Below are 19,460 nucleotides of genomic sequence, written 5' to 3' on the forward strand. Positions count from 1 at the left end.
TTGCTCCCTCTCCCCGCACGCGGGAGAGGGAGTTTCAGGGCATGGCGAACCGCGGGTGCTCACGCGCACAGCGCCTGCTGCACCGCCCGTGCCGCGGGCCGTGCGGCGTCGGCCTTCACCCCCGCCGTGCATTCGGCCAGCAGCCAGTCGCGGAACCGCGCGCGGATGCCGCCGGCCGCGGCTGCGCCGCGCGGGCTGCGCAGGAAGTAGCCGCGCGCGGTGCGCCGCGGCCGGCCCCAGGCCACGGCCAGCTCGCCGCGGTCCAGCAGTTCGTCCACCAGCGGCGACCAGCCCAGGGCCACGCCGTCGCCGCCGACCGCCGCCTGGACCACCATCGAGTAGTCGTTGAACAGCAGATGCGGCGCCTGCCGCGCGGCCTCCGTCGGCCGGCCCGCGGCCTCGGCGGCGAACCATTCGCTCCAGTCCATCCAGCGGATCGGCTCGACCTGCTGGAGGTGCAGCAGCGGCAGCCGGGCGAGGTCGGCCGCGCCGCGCACCGGGCCGTGGCGGCGCAGCAGCGCGGGGCTGCACACCGGCACCACGGTCTCGGCGAACAGCCGCTCGGCATCGCCGCCGGGCCCGCCGAAGTGGATCGAGAAGTCCACCGCCACCTGGCGCGGGTCCACCTCCTCCTGCGAGGTGATCACGCGCAGCTGCAACCCCGGGATGGCCGCGCGCAGCGCCGGAATGCGCGGCAGCAGCCAGAACTTGGCGCAGCCGAAGTCGGTCGCCAGCACCAGGCTGGGCCGCTCCTCGCGCACCCGCACCTCGGCCGTGGTCAGCCGCAGCGCCTCCAGGCTCTCGCGCACCGTGCGGTAGAGGCGCTGGCCCTCGTCGGTCAGCGCCACGCCGCGGTGCTGGCGCCGGAACAGCGGCACGCCGAGGTCCTCCTCCATGCGCTTGACCCGGTGGCTCACGGCCGGCTGGGTGGTGCCGAGCTCCTCGGCCGCGGCGGTGAAGTTCAGGTGTCGCGCGGCCGACTCGAAGTAGACCAGCGACTGGAGTTGCGGGAGTTGGCGGCGCAGCGTGGACATGGCGGGCCGCAACATAGCAGCCGCGCCGCCGCAGGGGAAGGAAGGAATGCCGATACCGTTATGCAACCCATACCCCCATACCGTCTGTCCTCTGCTCCGCTTTCCACCGCCGCTGTATACATATACCCCCTCCAACTCCATCACCGCAGGGCCGCCGGGCTGGGCGCGCCCTGTGCGGCGACCTGTTCTCGCTGCTGCGGCCGGCCCACCTGCACCCGTTTCGCGATCCGCAGCGTGCACCACGCGATCTCCACGCCGGGCGACCTGGTGGCTCACATCGAGCCACTGACATGGACCTGTGCTCCGAACTGGCCGCCCCAGGCCATGGAGCGCATCGGCGGCGTTGCCGCCGTGGTGGGCGCGGAAGACCCGGCCTTCGCCGGCGGCAGCTACGTCGGTGGCCGGCTCGCTGTTCTTCGTGCCACCGCCGCCACCTTCCTCGAAGGCGTCGCGTCCGAAGGCGGCCGATGCCACGGCGTCGTCCGCCGGCGCGCCGTGACCGCCGCCCGGGCCGTTATGCGTTCCGGTCAGCAGCGCATGCGAAGCGCTTCGTTGCACCGGGGCCGGCGGCGCGGCTCATGATGGCGGCCTCTTCCATCCCTCCACACGCAGGAGCATCCGCATGAGCAGCCACGTCTACAAGATCCTCGAACTCACCGGTTCCTCGACCGCCGGCACCGACGACGCCGTGAAGAACGCCATCGCCAAGGCGGGTGAGACGGTGCGCAACATCCAGTGGTTCGAGGTGACCGAAACCCGCGGCCACGTCGAGAACGGCAAGGTCGCGCACTGGCAGGTCACGGTCAAGGCCGGCTTCACGCTCGAATAGGCCGGCCTTCTCCCACGCGGGCCGCGCAGCGGCGCAGCCTGCATGGCAGGCACTGCATGTGCTCCTGCCTTTTGCTTCGTTTCCCCATCCCGCAGGTACGGGCACAGTGGCGGTCCACCCACCGCCGCGCGCCGCGCCCATGCACGTCGACCTCCGCCAACTCCGCCACTTCATCGCACTGGTCGAGTACCGCAACTTCACCCTGGCGGCGCAGGCCGTCAATCTCTCGCAACCCGCCTTCAGCCGCAGCATCCAGGCCCTGGAGCAGGGCGTGGGCGCGCGGCTGGTGGACCGCAACCGCAACCTGGAGCCCACCCGCAAAGGGCTCGTGGTGCTGGAGCATGCGCGGCGGCTCATGGGCAGCGCGCAGGATCTGGTAAACGACGTCCAGCATTTCAACGAACGGGAGGCCGGCGAGCTGCGCTTCGCCTGCGGCCCGGCTCCAGCCGCCTGGCTGATGCCCCAGGCCATCGGCCTGCTGAACCGCCGGCTACCCAAGGTGCGGCTGCGCTTCCAGGTGGACAACTGGCAGGTGCTGGGCCAGCGGCTGCTGGCCGAGGAGTTCGAGTTCATCGTGGCCGACACGCGCCACTTCGAGGCCAACCCCGACTACCGCGTGCAGTTGCTCACGCCGCACCGCTGGGGCTTCTGCTGCCGCGTGGGCCATCCGCTGGCCGCACGCGATGTGGTGACTGTGGAAGAACTCCTGGGCTATCCGATCGCCGGCACCCTGCGCCCGCCCAACCTGCGCAAGGCGCTGGTCGAGCTGAGCGGACGGCCCGACTTCCAGACCAGCATCGAGTGCGAGAACGGCTACAGCCTCGTGGTCGTGCTCCAGCACACGGACGCCATCGGCACGACCAACGTGAGCCGCAGAAATCCGCATCTGCAGGGCGGTGGCCTGAAGCTGCTCCACATCGCGGGGCTGGACGTGCATGCGGAGGAGTTCTTCACCCACTACGGCATCGTGAGCCGCGCCGAGCACCGGCTGTCCTACCCGGCCCAGGCGCTGATCGAATGCTTTCTGGAAGCGGACCGGGAGCTGCAGGTACAGGAAGGCTAGAGCCGCGTCACGCGGAACGCCGAGACCGCCTGCCGCGACAGCACCGAGCGGAAACCGAAGTGGCCCGGCCCCGACGGGGCGCCGTGGCGCGCCGCATGGAACAGCCGTTCGTCGTCTACCCAGAAGGCGGTTTCCTCCTGGGTCACGTCGATGCGGATGACGTAGGAGTGGTTGGCGCGCAGCAGGTGGGCAGCATCCAGGTACTCGCCGAATAGGTGGCGCGCGCCCTGGCCGTCGTAGCGGCGAAAGCGCGTGGTGGTGTTGCCGTTGCCCCCCAGGCCGACGTAGTACAGATCGAGCGCGGCGTACTCCTCCAGCGCACCGCTGCGGGTGAAGAGGTCGGGGTTGTGCGGGTCGCGCGCGGCCCAGAACTGGTTGAGGTCGGAGAGGCGGTCGTTGCGGCCGCCGCCCAGCAGCACGCGGCGGCGGAACTCGATGCGGTAGTCCCCGTCCAGCGGATCGACGAGCCAGACGGTGACGCCGGCCGGCGCGTCGATGATCAGTTCGCCGTTCTCGGCATACACCTGGGTGGCGGGATGCTGCGCCTCGGTCTTCCAGCGCACGGCGTCGAGGGTCTGGAAGCGGTCTTCGATCAGGGTGGCGGTGAGGCTTGGTGGCATGCGATTTGTTGGTTTCTTTGTTGCTTCAGGGATGCGGGCCGGCCAGCGCCAGCAGGGCGATGGCGGCCAGACCCCACTGCGCCACGGCGTTGGTGGAGAGGCCATCGGCCTCCTCCACGGGCGCCAGCACATGGGGCGGCAGCACGGTGTGCGTGCGCCGGCCCGGCGCAGCTATGCCGCCGCGGCCGGCCCGGAACTCGGCCCAGGCGCGCTGCCGCAGGGCCTCGTCGTGCAGCCGATGGGCGGCGAAGGCCGTGAGCCGTGCATGGCCCTGGGCCAGGTTGCCCGTGCGCAAGGGCTGGCCGAGGGCCGCACGTTGCGCATCGCGGCTGGCGTTGTAGAGGCGGCAGTAATCCAGCCAGGCCCGCTCGAACGACTGCGAGGGCAGCAGGTCGACCAGTTCGCCCGCGATCTCGGCCAAGCCGAAGACGGCGCTGAGGTGCGATACCGCCAGTTGCCCGCCGGTATCGCGCGCATAGACACCGCTGGCGATGTCCATGTCGGCCACGCCGGTGAAGAAGCCGTGCGGCTGGGCCGCGATGCTTTCCATGCTGTGGACCAGCCGCTGGCGGATGGCCGCATCGCCCGTGCGCTCCCATTCGGTGAGCCAGGCAGCGGCCACCGCGCCCCAGTCGGTACCGAAGGCCACGCTGGCGGCGCCCGGCGCTCGCGCAGCCTGCTGGCCGAGCTTGCGCGCGGGCACCACGCGCTGGAGCGTGCGCAGGGCCTCGACCTGCTCGCGCAGCAGCTCGCCGGTACGCTCGTCGGCCGTGAGGTAGTAGAAGTGCCGCCGGTTGGCGGCTGTGGACACGCGCAGCTGCTTGGCGCTGTCGCCCCAGTGGCGGACGTTGTGGCGCGAGCCCAGCGGCGCGAACGGCCCGAGGTGGTGCACGTCCACCTCGCCGGTGTGGCGGGCCATGGCCTCGGCCACGGAACACGTCGGCGCGGCCGGTGCGCAGGAAGTAGTGCCAGAGCCAGAGGTCGGTGCTGAGCTCGGAGTTGTCCCAGGCATAGCCGCCGACGTCGTAGCGCCAGACGTGGCGGTCGCCGTCGTAGGTGTGCATGACGTCGCCGTAATCCCAGAAGCCGTACCAGCGGCGCTGCTCGACCTCGCGCCGGTAGAAGTCGAAGTACCAGGCAAGCTGGCCTTCCAGCGCCTCCTCTCCGGTGCGCACGGGCGACCAGGCCGGGCCGAAGACGCCGGCGGCGTGCAGGCGCGCGGGCGATGCGATGAGCTGCGGGGGCACCTGGATGCGGCGGGCGATGGCCAGCAGCGCGGCAGCGTCGGGCGTGGCACCGAGCGCCTCGATCTGCAGCTCGCTCGTGCGCGCCACCCCCAGCGGGGTGTCGAAGCCGGGCTCGTAGTCCTCGTAGGTGATGTCCAGCGCGGCGCGCTGCTTCTCATGAGAGTCCTGGCCCAGCCCATCATGGATGGGGCGCAGGTCCATCGGCTCGGCCTGCGGCGCCCAGAGCCACAGGGTGACGCGGGCAGCATCGGTGTGGGCGGCATCGATGTCGATCTGCGCCGGGTGGCTCTGCCAGAAATTGCGGATACCGAAGGCCACGCCGCCGGCTGGCGTGCCCAGCCAGCCGGTGCCAGCCGAGCGGCCGCCGCTGGCGGCATGCAGCCAGCCCTGGCCCGCGGTGGTGCGCTTGGCGATGGTGAAGGCGTCGGAATGCGCCTGGAGCAGCCGGTAGCTGCCGAAGGCGGGGATGTACTCCAGCCCGGATGCGACGGGCTCGGCCAGGGGCGGCACGGCACGCCCCGCGACCTGCGCCGCGACGACGCCGGCCCCCGGTTCCCGGCGCAGCCCCGAGAGGCCACGCACGGCCTCGGCAAAGAGGCCCTCGCCCTCGCCGACGAAGCGCACATGCCGGTCGTGCAGCGGCCCGGCCAGCGGCACCTGGAATGTGACGCCCAGGCCCCGGGTGAAGTCGCGCGATGCGTCGCCGTCGTAGACAATGGTGTGGACGATGCGCAGCGCGGCCGAGCCTGCATAGAAGTACAGGCGCAGGATGAAGGGCAGCAGGGTTTCGCCATGCTGCGCACCGCTTTCCGCCCCTTTCTGGAACCGATGCGTTCCGCGCAGCATGACGAGCGCACGCTGCGCACCGTTGCGCTCGATCTCGGCGCTCTGCACGGCGCTGCGGTAATGCTGCGTCACCCCCTCCGGGGCATCGGGGTCGCCCTGGACCAGCAGGGTCAGCTCGGCGTTCTCCAGGGCCGCCGTGAAGCCTTGAGCCCCCTTGCGCTCCAGGCGCGCGATCACCAGCGGCCCACTGCGCGGCAGGGTGCAGCGCAGGGCGCCCGTATCCACCTGCAGTGCATCGCCCGCCTGCGAAACCAACAAGGGCTGCGGCTCCGCCGGCGCAGCGACCGTGGGGCGCAGGCGGTAGCCCGCGCTGGCCGCCGCGTGCGGCGGTAGCGCGTGGGCCGTCCACTTGAGCGAGCCGTCGGGCCAGAAGGCCAGCGGCCAGCTTTGCAGCGGCAGCGCCCGGCCCGCGGCATCGTGCAGCGCGAAGCCACTGCCCGCCGCGACCGCTCCGCGCGGCCAGGGCGTGCCCCAGGTCGTGCCGACGAAGGCTTCGGGCACTTGCCCGTCGATCCAGTGCAGCGGCGTGCCGCCATCCGACTCGCTCTCATCGGTGGATGCCCTGACCGCGGCGAACGGTGCCGCCAGCGGCAGCCCGGCAAGAAGCGCGAAGCGGCGGCGGGTGAGATGCAGTTTGGCCATGGCTCAACGCTCCACGTCAGTCCGGGCCACTTCCACCGCGAACAGGTAGCTCGGACCCTGCATGTTGGAACGGAAGAGCACATACCTGCCGTCCGGCGTGAACTGCACGTTCGGCTCCAGCCGGTAGTTGTGCCGGGCCATGTTCACCAGCCGCTCGGCGTGCAGGCGGCCCGGGCGGACGAGGTTGTCGCCCAGGCTGTGGTCGTCCTTCAGCAACTCGGGGCGGAACAGGTAGATCCACTGCGCGCCCGGCGCGGCACTGCCGTCGCCCGCGAACAGCGTGCCGTCGGCCGACCGGTTGAAGTGGATGGACGCCTCGTGCGGCTGGTAGTGGTACCAAGTGCGCGCGCCGCTCTCCACGTCGATGCCGGCGAGGTAGGACACCAGGCCGAAGGACATGTGCAGGTCGTACCAGATCCGCTTGCCGCTGGCGTCCCACCATTGGTGGCCGCTGCCTTCCATCTGCGTGATGCGGGGGTTGATGTGCTTCTGCTGCGAGCCGTCCGTGCGGATCGTCCAGAGCTTTTCCACCTGCTGCCACGCCCCCTGGTGGGCATACATGAGCAGCGTGGGGTCGGTCGGCGAGAACTGCAGATGGTCGATCCAGTGCGTGCTGGCGAACAGCGGCTTGGTCTCGCCCGTGCGCAGGTCGACGGTGAAGACAACCATCGGCAGCCGCGCGGCAAAGCGCCGGGCCATGCGGGTCTTCTTGTCGGCCGGCTCCCTGGCCGAGCCCGGCCCGACCAACTGGCCGGCCTGGCGGCCGTTGTAGTCCTCGCCATCACCCACGATGTAGCTTCCCACGCCCAGCGTTTCGTCCGCATTGATCGAGAAGACGCCGGAGCGCGGCGGCAGATCGGCGATCCGGCGCTGCGCGCCCGTGGCGATGTCGGCCGCCCAGAGCGAGGCGGCCCGGGGATCGCCCGCCACGCCCTTGAAATAGTAGACGGTGGGCGTCCTGCGCCCCACCACCACCGCACCGGGACCGCCGCCCACCGGCCCCGCCACCAGCAGCCGCGTGGCGAAGGTGCGCAGGTCGATCACCCCGATGCCGCGGCCGGCCGTGCCGTAGACCATCTGGGTGCCGTCGGGCGTGTAGGCGTTGATGTTGAAGTAGAAGCTGCCCGAGCCGGGTTCGTCCGTGAGCCGGATAACGCGGTGGCCGGTGTCGGGGTCGACCCAGGAGGCCGGCGGCGGCGCAGCCCCGGCCTGAAGCGCGAGAAGGAATGCACCGGCCGCAAGCAGCCTGCGCAGCGGGCTTACCGCCGTCATGCGAGTCGCCATCTCGCGGATCAGAAGTCGTAGCGGAAGCTGGCACTCAGCGTGCGCGGCGTCCCGAGCGTTCCGAAGACGGTCGGCCCGCCGCGCAGCACGCGGTAGTACCGCTTGTCGAGTGCGTTGCTGAGCGACAGCGTCAGGCTCCAGCGGTTGTCCGCGTGGCGGCCATTCACCCCTGTGGATAGGCTGAGCAGGCCGTAGCCCGGGATGCGGGTGTAGTTCGAGTTGTCCACGGTGCTGTAGACCCATGAACGGTAGCTCCAGCGCCCCTGCACGAAGGCGCCCAGCCCGCCTGCCGATGCGATGTTCCACTCGTAGCGGCTGCTCACGTTGTAGGCAATCCGGGGCGAGCGCAGCGTGCGCTCGCCGGTGTGCGAGCAAGAGGTCGCGCCATTCTCGGGCGGGCAGGATCCGTTCTCGTAGCTCAGGTAGCTGGCGTCCAGCAGCGTGCTGGCCAGGCCCAGCGTCCAGCCCTCGGCCGGGCGGAAGCGCACGTTGGACGACACGCCGCGCGAGCGCACCGTGCCGGCATTGGTGAGGTAGCTGGAGTCGGACACCTCGTCATAGGCACTGGCCTGGAAGTTGCGGATCTCCGACCAGAACAGGGCCACGCCGGCCGTCAGCCGCTGGTCCAGCCAGGTGCCCTTGAGGCCCACCTCGGCGCTGCGGGCGGACTCGGGGTCGACGTACAGCGTGTCGCGCCCCGCCGCGTTGGCCGCGCCCGAGGAGATGTTCAGCCCGCCGGACTTCTCTCCGTAGCCGACCGTGGCATAGGCCTGCACGTCGGGCTGCAGCCAGTAGTTGAGGCTCACCAACCCGGCAGGCAGCACCCGTGTCTGCACCAAGTCGGAGCTGAAGCCGGCCCGGCCGACGCGGACGAAGGAGCCCGCCTTGCGCTCCTGGCTCAGGCGCAGGCCGGCGGTGAGTTCGAGGCGGCTGCCGAGGTGCCAGGTGCCCTGGGCGAACAGCGAGAACACCCTGTCGTCGAGCGTGCCCGTGCGTTCCACCACGCGGTTGACGTAGCCGGACCCGTTGAGCGAATTGCCCGTGTACGCGTTGCGCACATAGGTGTCGAGGTTCTCGCCCCAGTAGATGGCCCCGATCGCGTAGTCGAACTTCTCGCCGCGCGGCGAGTCAAGCCGGATCTCCTGCTGCCAGATGCGGTCGCGGTAGCTGGTGCCCTGGTTGCTGTACAGCGCGACGTCGTAGTTGTCGGCGATCACGGGCTTGTAGCCGAAGTAGCGCGCCGATGTGGTGGAGCGCAGGTTGTAGCCCCCGTCCAGCCTCCAGTTGGCCGTGGCCGAGACACCGCCCTGCTTCAGGTCGGTGTAGCTCTCGATGTCGACGTTGACGCCCCCGACCAGGGGATACGACCCGACCTTGTTGGCCGCCGTGATGTAGGAGTCCGCCGCCTGCAGGAGGACGGACGCCGGGTTGGTGTGGATGTCGCCGTAATCGGCTGCCAGGCGCAGGTCGAAGTCGGCATGCGGCTTCCAGAGCAGTTGCGCGCGCACGCTGTCCTGCCGGCCGCCGTCGAGCTTGTTGCCGGTGTACTGATTGCGGATCTAGCCGTCGCGCTCCGTGTGCGAGAAGCTGATGCGCGCAGCCAGCGTCTCGCTCAGCGGGCCGGAGCACGTCCCCTGCGTCTGCACATAGCCGCGCTGACCGAACGACTGCCGGATCGACCCTTCCCGCTGGAAGCTCGGCGCGCGGGTGCGGATGTCCACCGCGCCGCCCGTGGTGTTGAAGCCATGCAGCGTGCCCTGCGGGCCGGGCAGCACGGTCGCACCGTCGATGTCCAGCAGGTCGCCGGCCAACATCCCGGGCCGGCTGAGATACACACCGTCGAGGAACAGCCCCACGCTGCTGGGCATGCCGACGTTGATCTCGTTGCCACCGCCGTCGCCCACGCCCCGGATCGAGACACTGGTCTCGAACTCGTTGCTGCCGGCCACGTCCAGGTCCGGGGTCAGCTGCTGCAGATCCTCCAGCCGCTGCACGCTCTGGCGCTCCAGTTCTTGGCCGTCGACATGGACGGCCGAGCTCGGCGCCCGCTGGGGATCGGCGGCGCGATGGCCTTCGACCTTGATGGTGTGGAGTTCGGAGGCATCGGTCGCGGTCTGGGCCCGCGCAACGCCCAGCAACAGGGCCAAGCCGATCAGCAGCGGGGTTGCGGGGCGAATCTTCCTCGTGTAATCTTTTCTGGTGTGGGATGGCATGGAACGTCGACGTGCAGGCAATGAAATTTCTTTTTGATCTAAAAGGATCACTTGTTATGGCGATCCTAAATAAGACGTGACAAATTCCATCCCTTGCAGCCATGCGTTCGCGGCAAAAAAACTATGAGCGCAACGCATTGGCATGGCAGCGCGGCCATGCGTTGAATACAGCCCCTCCGATGCGCCGGCCCGCCGCCCGACAGAAGTTCCCCGTCTTTCCATACGCGGAATTTTTTGTTGGGCCGCATGGCGGCGAAATCCAAACTCGTAGGCCCGGCGGCAAGCCGGTCCCACGAACCCCGAGGTTTCCGCCATGAACGATCGCCTGCACGCCGTCCGCGCCTCCCGCTCCGTCGCCGTCAAGGCCGGGCTCGACCATCCCGTCATCGACACCGACGTCCACGTCAACGACTTCGCCCCGGCCATCGAGGACTACGTCGCCCAGTACGGCGGCCCGGTCCTGGTCGATGCGCTGCGCAAGGCCCTGGGCGGCCGCCATGCCAACACCCGCGACGGCACCGGCCGCGACTGGTACCAGCAGACCCCTGCCGAGCGCCAGGCCCGCCGCACGCTGCGCGCGCCCTGGTGGGCCCGCGTGACGCGCAACACGCTCGACCTGGCCACCTACACCCTGCCCGACCTGCTGGCCGAACGCCTGGCCGAGCAGGGCGCCGACTACTCGGTGCTGTTTCCCAACGACGTGCTGTCGCCCGCCGCGGCCAGCGACGAGTTCCGCCAGCCGCTGCACCGCGCGATCAACCATTTCCACGCCGACCAGTACCGCAGGCACGCGCACCGCCTGACGCCGGTGGCCGGCATTCCGCTCAACACGCCGCAGGAAGGCATCGAGGAGCTGGAATTCGCCGTCAGGACGCTGGGCCTGAAGGTGATCAACATCGCCGGCGGCGTGCGCCGCCCGATCGCCTCGGTGGCCGAGAAGTACCCCAAGGCCGAGCACCCCGAGGTCGCCCGCCACGCGAGCTACATCGACTTCTACGGCATCGACAGCCCCTACGACTACGATCCGTTCTGGGCCAAGGTGGTCGAGCTTGGCGTGCCAGTCACCACGCACTACGGCAGCCAGGGCTGGACCGGGCGGCAGTCGATCAGCAACTACATGTTCAACCACATCGGCCACTTCGCCGACGGCTCGCAGGCGTTCGCCAAGGCGCTGTTCTTCGGCGGCGTGACGCGGCGCTTCCCGGGCTTGCGCGTGGGCCTGCTCGAAGGCGGCGCCGACTGGGGTTCGCATGTCTACACCCACCTGGTCGACCGCTGGGAGAAGCGCAACCGCGACGCGGTGCAGAACTACAACCCGGCCCACGCGGACATCGACCTGCTGGCCTCGCTGTTCGAGCGCTACGGCGCCGATCTGACGAAGGGCCGGCCGCTCAACCGCGAGACGCTGCTGCGCGACGCGCTCGGCATCTCGGCCCTGCCGCACAGCCGCGAGCCCGAGGGCGACGAACTCGACGACTTCGCCGCCGCCGGCATCGAAAAGGTGGAAGACATCCGCGACCGCTGGGTCCGCAGCTTCTACTTCGGCTCCGAGGCCGACGACCGCACCGTGGCCGCCGCCTTCAACGACCGGGTGAACCCGCTGGGCGTGAAGATCAATGCGATCTGGTCGTCCGACATCGGCCACTGGGACGTGCCCGACCTGACCGAGCCGCTGGCCGAGAGCTGGGACCTGGTCGAGCAGGGCGTGCTCACGCCGGCCGACTTCAAGGCCTTCACCTTCGGCAACCCGTACCGCTTCTACACCGAGGCCAACCCGCGCTTCTTCGACGGCACCGACATCGCCGCCAAGGTGCGCGCGCCGGGCGCCTGACGCGGCCGGCCCTCCCCTCGCCCGCAACGACCACCACACACCGCCATGCACATCCCTTCCCTGCGGTCCCGCCGCGCTCTGCTGGGCGCCCTCGTCCTCGCCGGTGCGGCCCTGGCCGCCCAGGCCGAGCCCCTGACCATCCGCATCGGCGTGGCCAGCGCCGGCGGCGGCGAGCCGGTCACCTGGGGCGGCTCGCCCGGCGGCGTGGTTCGCGCCAACCAGACGCTGGAGAAGGAGTTCGCCGGCACGCCCGACGTCAAGGTCGAGTGGCTGTTCTTCAAGGGTGCCGGCCCGGCGGTCAACGAGGCGCTGTCGAACAGGCAGATCGACTTCGCCTACCAGGGCGACCTGCCGCAGGTCGTGGGCCGCGCCAACGGCCTGAAGACCAAGCTGCTGCTGACCAGCGGCGCGCGCAACAACCTCTACGTGGTCACGCCGAAGGACTCCGACATCCGGTCGATCAAGGACCTGAAGGACCGCAAGGTCTCGATCTTCCGCGGCACCAACGGCCATCTCGTCGCGATCAACGTGCTGGCCGCCAACGGCCTGGCCGAGCGCGACCTCAAGACCGTCAACCTCGACGCCGGCAGCGCCCAGGCGGCGCTGGTGTCCCACGGCGTGGACGCGGCCTTCGGCGGCTACGAATGGTTCAAGGTGCGCGACGCGGGCCTGGCCAAGGTGGTCTACAGCACCCAGGGCCAGGACCCGGCCTTCACCCGCCAGGCCGCGCTGCTGGTGCGCGAGGATTTCGAGAAGGAGCACCCGGCCGAGGTGCAGCGCGTGGTCGACGTCTTCGTCAAGGCGGCCGACTGGGCCTCCGATGAGAAGAACCGCGACGCGCTGTTCCGCATCTGGGCGAAGAGCGGCACGCCCGAGGCCTCGTGCAAGGCCGAGTTCGAAGGCCAGTCGCTGGCCGAACGCAATTCGCCGCTGGTCGACGACTTCATCGTCGCGCGCTACAAGGCCGTGGCCGACGATGCGCTCAAGCTCAAGCTGATCCGCCGCCCGATCTCGTTCGACGGCTGGTTCGACACCCGGTACCTGCAGGCCGCGCTCAAGAAGCAGGGCCTGGAGAACCGCTGGACGCCCTATGACGCCAAGGGCCGGCCGAAGAAGGCGGCTTCGGTCGCATCGGCGCGATGACGCAGGAGGCGCGCCGCCGCGCTGCCGGCCGAGGCGCTGCCCGCCGCCGCGGCGAAGGAGCAAGAGCATACCCCATGGCCTATCCGCTTCTTGCGCGCGATTTACAATCGCCTTGAGCCCATACTCCTTTCGTTGATCCTGTTCGGCCTGTGGTGGCTGGGCGCCGGCCAGGGCTGGATCTCGTCCCAGGTCTTGCCGCCGCCGCAGTTCGTGGGCGAGACGCTGCGCGATCTGGCCACCAGCGGCGACCTCTGGCTGCACACCCAGGCCAGCCTGCAGCGGGTGCTGCTCGGCTTCGCGGCCGGCACGCTGCTGGGCCTGCTGCTGGGCACGGCGATGGGGCTGTCGAGGAACGTGGAAGCCTACGTGCTGCCCACGTTCAACGCGCTGGTGCAGATTCCGGTGCTCGGCTGGCTGCCGTTCGTGCTGCTGCTCGTGGGCATCGGCGAGCCGCTGAAGATCATCCTGATCGCCAAGGCCGCGCTGGTGCCGGTGGCGCTCAACACGCTCCAGGGCTTTCGCCAGGCGCCGCCCGCGCTGCGCGAGGTCGGCCGCGTGTATGGCTACACGCGCCGCCAGGAGGTGCTGGAGATCGTGCTGCCCACGGCCGTGCCGACGCTCTTCACCGGCATCCGCCTGGGCTTCACCAAGGCCTGGCTGTCGCTGGTCGTGGTGGAGCTGGTGGCGTCGAGCGAGGGCCTGGGCTACCTGATCGTCTACGGCCGCCAGCTGTTCCAGCTCGACCTGGTGATGGCCGCCGTGATCGTCGTCGGCGCGATCGGCTATGCGATCGACCGGCTGCTGGACCGGGCCGAGCGCCGGCTGTTCGGCGCGCGCGGCGCCACCACCGCGGGAGGCCGCTGATGTCCGCCATTGCCGCCCCCGCCCGTTCGCTCGACGCGGCCGAGGCCGCGGCCGCCGCGGCGCCCGTCAGTGCTGCCGCCGGCGCGCGCCGCTGGCGCGGCCTGGTGCTGCCGGCCGTGGCCGTGCTGCTGTGGTGGGCGGCCGCGCAGCTGCACCTGGTCAATTCCGCGCTGCTCGTCTCGCCGGCCAGGGTGCTGGCCACCGGCTGGGAGCTGGCCGTGAGCGGCCGGCTCTGGCTGGCGCTGGCCGCGAGCCTGGCGCGCGAGGTCACGGGCTTTTCGATCGGCACCGTCTCGGGCCTGCTGCTCGGCGGCCTGCTGGGCCTCTGGCCGCGCTTCGCGCGCATCGTCGGCCCGAGCTTCAACACCTTCAAGCAGATCTCTCTGTTCGCGTGGATTCCGCTGATCTCGGTCTGGTTCGGCCTCGGCGACGTGGCCAAGGTGGTGTTCCTCTCGCTCGCGGCGCTGGTGCCGGTGGTCGTCAACACCTGCGATGGCATCCGCGGCACGCCGGCCGCGCTGCTCGAAGTCGCCCGCGTCTACGGCTACACGCGCCGCCAGACGGTGCTGGAGGTGGTGCTGCCCGCGGCCGTGCCGTCGATCTTCACCGGCATCTACCTCGCGCTGGTCTATTCGTGGCTCGCCACCATCGGCGCCGAGTACCTGCTGGTCGCCGGCCGCGGCGTGGGCAACCTGCTCATCGAGGGCAGCGAGCACTTCCAGATGGACATGGTGATCTTCGGGATGATCGTGCTCGGGACGGTCGGCTGGTTCATGAACGCCTCGGCCCGCGCTTTGGAACGACGCATCGCCCGCCGCTTCGGCCGGGCCTGACACGGTAGAGACATGACGACATCCACCCTCGACACCCCCCAGGCCGCCGCAACGACCGGCGCGCTCTCCATCCACGGCGTCGGCAAGCGCTTCGCCAGCGCGCAGGCCGAGGGCGGCAGCCTGCAGGTGCTGCAGGGTATCGACCTCGACGTGCGCGCCGGCGAGTTCGTCAGCATCGTCGGCGCCAGCGGCTGCGGCAAGTCCACGCTGCTGCGGCTGGTGCTCGGGCTTGACGACGAGTTCGACGGCCGCATCACGCTCGACGGCCGGCCGATCGACGGCACCGGCCGCGAGCGCGGCATCGTCTTCCAGGACCACCGCCTGTTCCCCTGGCTGACGGTGGAGGAGAACGTGGCCGTCGGCCTGCGCAACGCGCCGGTCCCGGCCGCACGCAAGCGCGAACTGGTGGCCGAGCACGTCGCCCTGGTCGGCCTCGAAGCCTTCGCGCAGTCCTATCCGCACCAGATCTCCGGCGGCATGGCCCAGCGCGTGGCGATCGCGCGCGGGCTGGTCAACCGGCCGCGCGTGCTGCTGCTCGACGAGCCGTTCGGCGCGCTTGACGCGCTGACGCGCTCGCGCCTGCAGGGCGAGCTCCAGCACATCTGGCAGAAGGAGCGCATCACCATGCTGCTGGTCACCCACGACGTGGAGGAAGCCGTCTACCTCGGCGACCGCGTGGTCGTCATGGAGCCGCACCCGGGCCGCATCAAGCGCATCGTGCCGGTGCCCCTGCCGCATCCACGCAACCGCAGCGACCCGGCCTTCATCCGCATCCGCGACGACGTGCTGGCCGACTTCCTCGACCTGCCGGACGGGCCGGCGCCCGCACACGCCGCAGCGCCCTTCCCCGACCCCGCCCGGCCGCTGCAGCTGGCCTGGTGACCCCTCTTCCTGCCGCTGCTGCATCCATGCCCTCTTCTGCTTCCACACCCCGCCAGATCAAGCTTGGCGCCTTCCTCATGGCCGGGGGCCACCACATCGCCGGCTGGCGTCATCCGGACGCGCAGGCCGACGCCGGCAGCAACTTCCGCCATTTCGTGCAGCTCGCGCAGAAGGCCGAAGCCGCCAGGTTCGACGCCGTCTTCCTGGCCGATGCCTCCGGCGTGCGCAACGAGCACCTCCCCTCGCTGGCCCGCACCGCGCGCACCGACGGGTTCGAGCCGACGACGCTGCTCGCGGCCATCGCCGCGGTGACCGAGCGCATCGGCCTCATCGCCACCGTCTCCACCAGCTTCCACGAGCCCTACAACGTGGCGCGCCGCTTCGCCTCGCTCGACCAGATCTCGGGCGGGCGCGCCGGCTGGAACCTCGTCACTTCGAGCGGCGAAGGCGAGGCCCGCAACTTCAACCGCAGCGCGCACGACGCCCATGCGCTGCGCTACGAGCGCGCGGCCGAGTTCCACGACGTGGTGCTGGGCCTGTGGGATTCCTACGAGGACGGCGCCTTTCTCCGCGACAAGGCGGGCGGCCGCTACCTCGACCCGGGCAAGCTCCATGTGCTCAACCACCAGGGCAAGCACTTCCAGGTGCGCGGCCCGCTCAACGTGAACCGCTCGCCGCAGGGCCGCCCGGTCGTCGTGCAGGCCGGCGCGTCGGAGGCCGGCAAGGCGCTGGCCGCGCGCACGGCCGAGGTGATCTTCGTCGCCCACCAGACCTTCGACGAGGCGCGCGCCTTCTATGCCGACGTCAAGGGCTGCGTGTCGGACTTCGGCCGCCATCCGGACGACGTGAAGATCATGCCGGGCATCTTTCCGGTGGTCGGCCGCACGCAGGCCGAGGCCGAGGAGAAGTTCGCGCAGCTGCAGTCGCTGGTCGATCCGGTCGTGGGCACCGCACTGCTGTCCACCGTGATCGGCGGCTTCGACTTTTCAGGCTACCCCGTCGACGGCCCCGTGCCCGAGCTGCCGCCCACCAACGGCCCCAAGAGCCGCCAGCGGCTGCTGCTCGACCTGGCCCGCCGCGACGGCCTGACGATCCGCGACCTGTATTTGCGCATCGCCGGCGCGCGCGGCCACCAGCAGGTGGTCGGCACGCCCGGGCGCATTGCCGACCAGCTGCAGCAGTGGTTCGAGGAAGGCGGCGCCGACGGCTTCAACATCATGGCGCCGTACTTCCCGGGCGGGCTCGACGATTTCATCGCGCTGGTGCTGCCCGAGCTGCGCCGCCGCGGGCTGGTGCGCACCGAATACGAAGGGCGGACGCTGCGCGAGCATCTGGGGCTGAAGAAGCCCGTGCACGGCGAAGGACTGCGGGCCTCCGCCAGATACTCCTGACAGTATCAGCCTGCAGCGCGTGCCCGCTGTGCATCTCCGCCTAGTTCAGTGGGGAGTATCCTGCACGCAGCGGCAGGAACTGCAGCATCAGCCGTACCCGTACGGCTCCGGCGCCTGCCCCGTCGCCAGCCAGCGGCCGATGCCCTTGGCCCGGTAGTCCACCGGGTCGTGCAGCGTGTGCACGCGCACGTTGCGCCAGTAGCGGTCGAAGCCGTGGCGGCGGGCGGTGGAGCGCGCGCCGGTCAGTTCGAAGATCTGGGCCGTCACGTGCAGCGCGGTGCGCGCGGCCTGCACGCGCGCGGCGGCGATGGCGATGGCGAGTTCGCCGCGCTGCTCCCAGGTCAGCGCCAGGCCGGCGTTCCAGGCGGCCTGGAAATCGGCGAGCGCGAGGTCGGCCGAGGCGACGGCGGCGCGCAGCTGCAGCCAGAGTTCGCCCGCGCGCAGCAGCAGCAGCGGATCGTCCTGCGGCCGCTCGACGCCGGCGCCGGGCCAGGCGCGCGCCTCGGTGGCGAGCCAGGCCAGGGCCTCGTCGAGCGCGCCCTGCGCGTTGCCGAGGTAGATCTCGGTGAGCACCAGCTGGCCGATCAGGTTGCGCAGCGTGGCGCGCGGGCTCGACGCGACGCCGGGGGGCCTCAGCACCTCGTCGGCCGCGACCTGGACGCGGTCGAAACGGACGGTGCCGCTGTCGGTCTGGCGCTGGCCGAGGTTGTCCCAGTCGTCATTGACCGCCACGCCCTCGCGGTGCGTGGGCACGATCGCGAAGATGCGGTCGGTCGGCGCGTCGCCGGTGGAAACCGACACGCTGAGCACGTCGGAATCGGCGGCGCCGGAGCAGAAGCTCTTGACGCCGTCGAGCTGCCAGCCCGCCTCGGTGCGCGTGGCCTGGAGCCGCGGGTCGCGGCCGTTGACCGCGTTGCCCCAGAACCAGCCCTGCTCCACCGTGCCTTCGCGCAGGTAGCGCTGCTGCTGCGCGGGCGAGCCGAACAGGATGACGCCCGCGACCTGCAGATGCTGGAAGCCGAACAGGTGCGCGAGCGAGCTGTCGGCCGCCGCGAAGCGCCGCACGATGTGCAGGATCAGCGGCCACGGCGCCTCCGGCCCGCCGAAGGCGCGCGGCACCGCGAGCGTGAGCAGGCCGCTCGCGCGCAGCAGTTGGCGCTGGGCCAGCGCGGTGCCGCCGGCGCGGTCGCGCTCGGCGGCGGTGGCGGCGAGTTCGGCAGCCACGCGGGCGACGGCATCGGCATGGGGGCCGAAGTCCTCGCGCACGGCGGGGCGGGCGAAGGCAGCGGCGGCGGAAGCGGTGGGAAGGGCAGCGGTCATGCGCGGTGGACCGCCGGCGCCAGTGGCGGCACCGGGCGGCGGGCATCGGAAAGAGGCCGCGAGCCTATGCCCGCGCGCGGCCGTTCCCAACCATTTTTTCGGCGTGTGCTTATGCGGCGGCTGCCACGAGCGGCCACAGCGGCATCTCGCCCTGCGCGGCATCGCCGCGCCGGCGGTCGCGCACTGCGTTGGCGAGCACGAACGCGGCCACAGGCACAGAACACGCAGTCCATGGCCATGAAGGCGCGGTCCAGGCTCTGGCCCGGCAGCCAGGCCAGGCCGATGGCGCAGAGACCGTCGAAGAAGCGGACATTCCTGAACCAGCACTCCGAGGCCACCCATCGGGTATCTTTTTTCGATGCTCCCGGCGGACGAATGAAAAAGATGCGGGGGTATAAAGCCAGAGCGCGCTCACAGAGCGTGCTTCGGCAGGATCATGGCAGGGGTATTGGTTCAGCCGCGCGCCAGCAGCTCCGCCACCTGCGCCTGCAGCGCCGCCGGCTCCACTGTCGCGCCGCCCGACTGCGCCGGTCCCACGTTGAGGCCCACGCGGCTGAAGATCCCGCGCCGCAGCGGGCAGCCCAGAATGCGGCCGCCCTCGGTGCGGCTGAAGCGCGATCCCCCCAGGTTGGTCAGCGCCATCGGCACGACCGGCACGTCGAGCCCCTCGGCGCGGGCGCGCTCGACGATCCTGGCGATGCCGCCCTTGAACGGCTGCAGCGCGCCGTCGCGGGTGATCGCGCCTTCGGGGAAGATCGCGAGCAGGTCGCCCTCGCGCAGCACCGCGTGGGCGCGCTCGAAGGCTTCGGCATAGGCGGCCGGGTCGTCCTTGTGCGGCGCGATCGGTATCGCGCGCGCCAGGCGGAACAGCCAGCCCAGCACCGGCACGGCGAAGATGCGTGAGTCCATCACGAAGTGGATCGGCCGCGGGCTCGCGGCCAGCAGCAGCACCGCGTCGACATAGCTCACATGGTTGCAGGCCAGCACCGCCGGGCCGCAAGCCGGTATGTGCTCGGCGCCGCTGATGCGGAAGCGATAGACCACGCGCGTGGCGATCCAGGCGACGAAGCGCAGCAGGTACTCCGGCACCAGCAGGAAGATGTAGGCCGCGACGACCGCGTTGGCGATGCCTGTGAACAGGAACACCTGCGGCACGGTGAAGCCCGCGCCGAGCAGCGCGCCGGCGATGACCGCGCTCGTGATCATGAACAGCGCGTTGAGGATGTTGTTGGCCGCGATGATCCGCGCGCGGTGCGTAGGTGTCGCATCCCGGATGATTGCATAAGCGAGAATCGCTATCCACTCTTCATGGCCCGAGCGGTGATGCGAGGATTGATAGAGTCACTGCAATCACCTCCGGAGGTCCAAGCATGCTGATCGCCCTGCACAGGAACGCCCGCACCACGCCCGCCGTGCGT

The 19,460-nt window shown here is 70.5% G+C and carries 15 protein-coding genes and 2 pseudogenes; 9 read left to right on the forward strand and 8 right to left on the reverse strand.

Annotated elements, in window-relative coordinates; translation table 11 throughout:
• Positions 1–59: 59 nt before the first annotated feature.
• Entirely contained in the window at positions 60–1,034 is a 975-nt protein-coding gene (locus tag GAK38_RS11680) for a LysR family transcriptional regulator (RefSeq protein ID WP_325344287.1), read from the reverse strand.
• A gap of 324 nt (positions 1,035–1,358) precedes the next feature.
• Between GAK38_RS11680 and GAK38_RS11685 the strand changes: the two genes are divergently transcribed.
• The 3 genes from GAK38_RS11685 to GAK38_RS11695 all read left to right on the forward strand — a co-directional run bounded on the left by GAK38_RS11685 (position 1,359) and on the right by GAK38_RS11695 (position 2,926).
• Positions 1,359–1,616 (forward strand): hypothetical protein, encoded by a 258-nt coding sequence (locus GAK38_RS11685; RefSeq protein ID WP_325344288.1) that lies wholly within the window; start codon positions 1,359–1,361, stop codon positions 1,614–1,616.
• 40 nt (positions 1,617–1,656) lie between these two features.
• Entirely contained in the window at positions 1,657–1,863 is a 207-nt protein-coding gene (locus GAK38_RS11690; protein ID WP_325344290.1) for a dodecin, read from the forward strand.
• A 139-nt stretch (positions 1,864–2,002) separates the two neighbouring features.
• Positions 2,003–2,926 carry a LysR family transcriptional regulator gene (locus GAK38_RS11695; protein WP_325344293.1) on the forward strand — a complete coding sequence of 308 codons (924 nt, stop codon included), beginning with the start codon at positions 2,003–2,005 and terminating at the stop codon, positions 2,924–2,926.
• Here GAK38_RS11695 and GAK38_RS11700 read toward each other — a convergent pair.
• From GAK38_RS11700 to GAK38_RS11720, 5 genes and pseudogenes are all read right to left on the reverse strand, one after another.
• Complete coding sequence (locus tag GAK38_RS11700; protein ID WP_325344295.1) at positions 2,923–3,546, reverse strand: DUF6250 domain-containing protein; 624 nt, start codon at positions 3,544–3,546, stop codon at positions 2,923–2,925. The genes GAK38_RS11695 and GAK38_RS11700 overlap by 4 nt on opposite strands.
• 25 nt (positions 3,547–3,571) lie before the next feature.
• Positions 3,572–6,281 (reverse strand): annotated as a pseudogene (locus tag GAK38_RS11705) (exo-rhamnogalacturonan lyase family protein).
• Positions 6,282–6,284: 3 nt separating this feature from the next.
• A complete protein-coding gene (locus tag GAK38_RS11710) occupies positions 6,285–7,553 on the reverse strand; it encodes an oligogalacturonate lyase family protein (RefSeq protein ID WP_325344296.1) in 1,269 nt (422 codons plus the stop codon).
• Positions 7,554–7,573: 20 nt separating this feature from the next.
• On the reverse strand, positions 7,574–9,073 hold the full coding sequence (locus tag GAK38_RS11715) for a TonB-dependent receptor (protein ID WP_325344298.1): 1,500 nt from the start codon (positions 9,071–9,073) through the stop codon (positions 7,574–7,576).
• A gap of 51 nt (positions 9,074–9,124) precedes the next feature.
• Positions 9,125–9,778, reverse strand: a complete 654-nt coding sequence (locus tag GAK38_RS11720) for a TonB-dependent receptor plug domain-containing protein (RefSeq protein WP_325344299.1) — start codon at positions 9,776–9,778, stop codon at positions 9,125–9,127.
• 313 nt (positions 9,779–10,091) lie between these two features.
• Here GAK38_RS11720 and GAK38_RS11725 point away from each other — a divergent pair, with 313 nt between their 5' ends.
• The 6 genes from GAK38_RS11725 (at position 10,092) to GAK38_RS11750 (ending at position 16,722) form a co-directional block, all read left to right on the forward strand.
• Positions 10,092–11,609, forward strand: a complete 1,518-nt coding sequence (locus tag GAK38_RS11725) for an amidohydrolase family protein (protein WP_325344301.1) — start codon at positions 10,092–10,094, stop codon at positions 11,607–11,609.
• Between the two features lie 45 nt (positions 11,610–11,654).
• Complete coding sequence (locus tag GAK38_RS11730; RefSeq protein WP_325344303.1) at positions 11,655–12,752, forward strand: ABC transporter substrate-binding protein; 1,098 nt, start codon at positions 11,655–11,657, stop codon at positions 12,750–12,752.
• A gap of 81 nt (positions 12,753–12,833) precedes the next feature.
• On the forward strand, positions 12,834–13,616 hold the full coding sequence (locus tag GAK38_RS11735; protein WP_443089202.1) for an ABC transporter permease: 783 nt from the start codon (positions 12,834–12,836) through the stop codon (positions 13,614–13,616).
• On the forward strand, positions 13,616–14,449 hold the full coding sequence (locus GAK38_RS11740) for an ABC transporter permease (RefSeq protein WP_325344305.1): 834 nt from the start codon (positions 13,616–13,618) through the stop codon (positions 14,447–14,449). The genes GAK38_RS11735 and GAK38_RS11740 overlap by 1 nt, the downstream gene beginning before the upstream one ends.
• Before the next feature lie 12 nt (positions 14,450–14,461).
• Positions 14,462–15,331, forward strand: coding sequence for an ABC transporter ATP-binding protein (locus GAK38_RS11745; RefSeq protein WP_325344306.1), 870 nt, complete (start codon positions 14,462–14,464; stop codon positions 15,329–15,331).
• A gap of 26 nt (positions 15,332–15,357) precedes the next feature.
• On the forward strand, positions 15,358–16,722 hold the full coding sequence (locus GAK38_RS11750) for an LLM class flavin-dependent oxidoreductase (protein WP_325344308.1): 1,365 nt from the start codon (positions 15,358–15,360) through the stop codon (positions 16,720–16,722).
• Positions 16,723–16,809: 87 nt separating this feature from the next.
• Here GAK38_RS11750 and GAK38_RS11755 read toward each other — a convergent pair whose 3' ends face one another.
• A complete protein-coding gene (locus GAK38_RS11755; RefSeq protein ID WP_325344310.1) occupies positions 16,810–18,042 on the reverse strand; it encodes an acyl-CoA dehydrogenase family protein in 1,233 nt (410 codons plus the stop codon).
• Between the two features lie 453 nt (positions 18,043–18,495).
• Positions 18,496–19,326: pseudogene (locus GAK38_RS11760) on the reverse strand (1-acyl-sn-glycerol-3-phosphate acyltransferase); the annotation flags it as partial.
• Positions 19,327–19,460 lie beyond the last annotated feature (134 nt).

Source organism: Xylophilus sp. (assembly GCA_009914555.1).
Classification (GTDB): domain Bacteria; phylum Pseudomonadota; class Gammaproteobacteria; order Burkholderiales; family Burkholderiaceae_C; genus WNDY01.

Coding starts and splice junctions, on each gene's coding strand:
- GAK38_RS11680 (WP_325344287.1), bottom strand. CDS start 1,034: ATGTCCACGCTGCGCCGCCAACTCCCGCAACTCCAGTCGCTGGTCTAC.
- GAK38_RS11685 (WP_325344288.1), top strand. CDS start 1,359: ATGGAGCGCATCGGCGGCGTTGCCGCCGTGGTGGGCGCGGAAGACCCG.
- GAK38_RS11690 (WP_325344290.1), top strand. CDS start 1,657: ATGAGCAGCCACGTCTACAAGATCCTCGAACTCACCGGTTCCTCGACC.
- GAK38_RS11695 (WP_325344293.1), top strand. CDS start 2,003: ATGCACGTCGACCTCCGCCAACTCCGCCACTTCATCGCACTGGTCGAG.
- GAK38_RS11700 (WP_325344295.1), bottom strand. CDS start 3,546: ATGCCACCAAGCCTCACCGCCACCCTGATCGAAGACCGCTTCCAGACC.
- GAK38_RS11710 (WP_325344296.1), bottom strand. CDS start 7,553: ATGACGGCGGTAAGCCCGCTGCGCAGGCTGCTTGCGGCCGGTGCATTC.
- GAK38_RS11720 (WP_325344299.1), bottom strand. CDS start 9,778: ATGCCATCCCACACCAGAAAAGATTACACGAGGAAGATTCGCCCCGCA.
- GAK38_RS11725 (WP_325344301.1), top strand. CDS start 10,092: ATGAACGATCGCCTGCACGCCGTCCGCGCCTCCCGCTCCGTCGCCGTC.
- GAK38_RS11730 (WP_325344303.1), top strand. CDS start 11,655: ATGCACATCCCTTCCCTGCGGTCCCGCCGCGCTCTGCTGGGCGCCCTC.
- GAK38_RS11740 (WP_325344305.1), top strand. CDS start 13,616: ATGTCCGCCATTGCCGCCCCCGCCCGTTCGCTCGACGCGGCCGAGGCC.
- GAK38_RS11745 (WP_325344306.1), top strand. CDS start 14,462: ATGACGACATCCACCCTCGACACCCCCCAGGCCGCCGCAACGACCGGC.
- GAK38_RS11750 (WP_325344308.1), top strand. CDS start 15,358: ATGCCCTCTTCTGCTTCCACACCCCGCCAGATCAAGCTTGGCGCCTTC.
- GAK38_RS11755 (WP_325344310.1), bottom strand. CDS start 18,042: ATGACCGCTGCCCTTCCCACCGCTTCCGCCGCCGCTGCCTTCGCCCGC.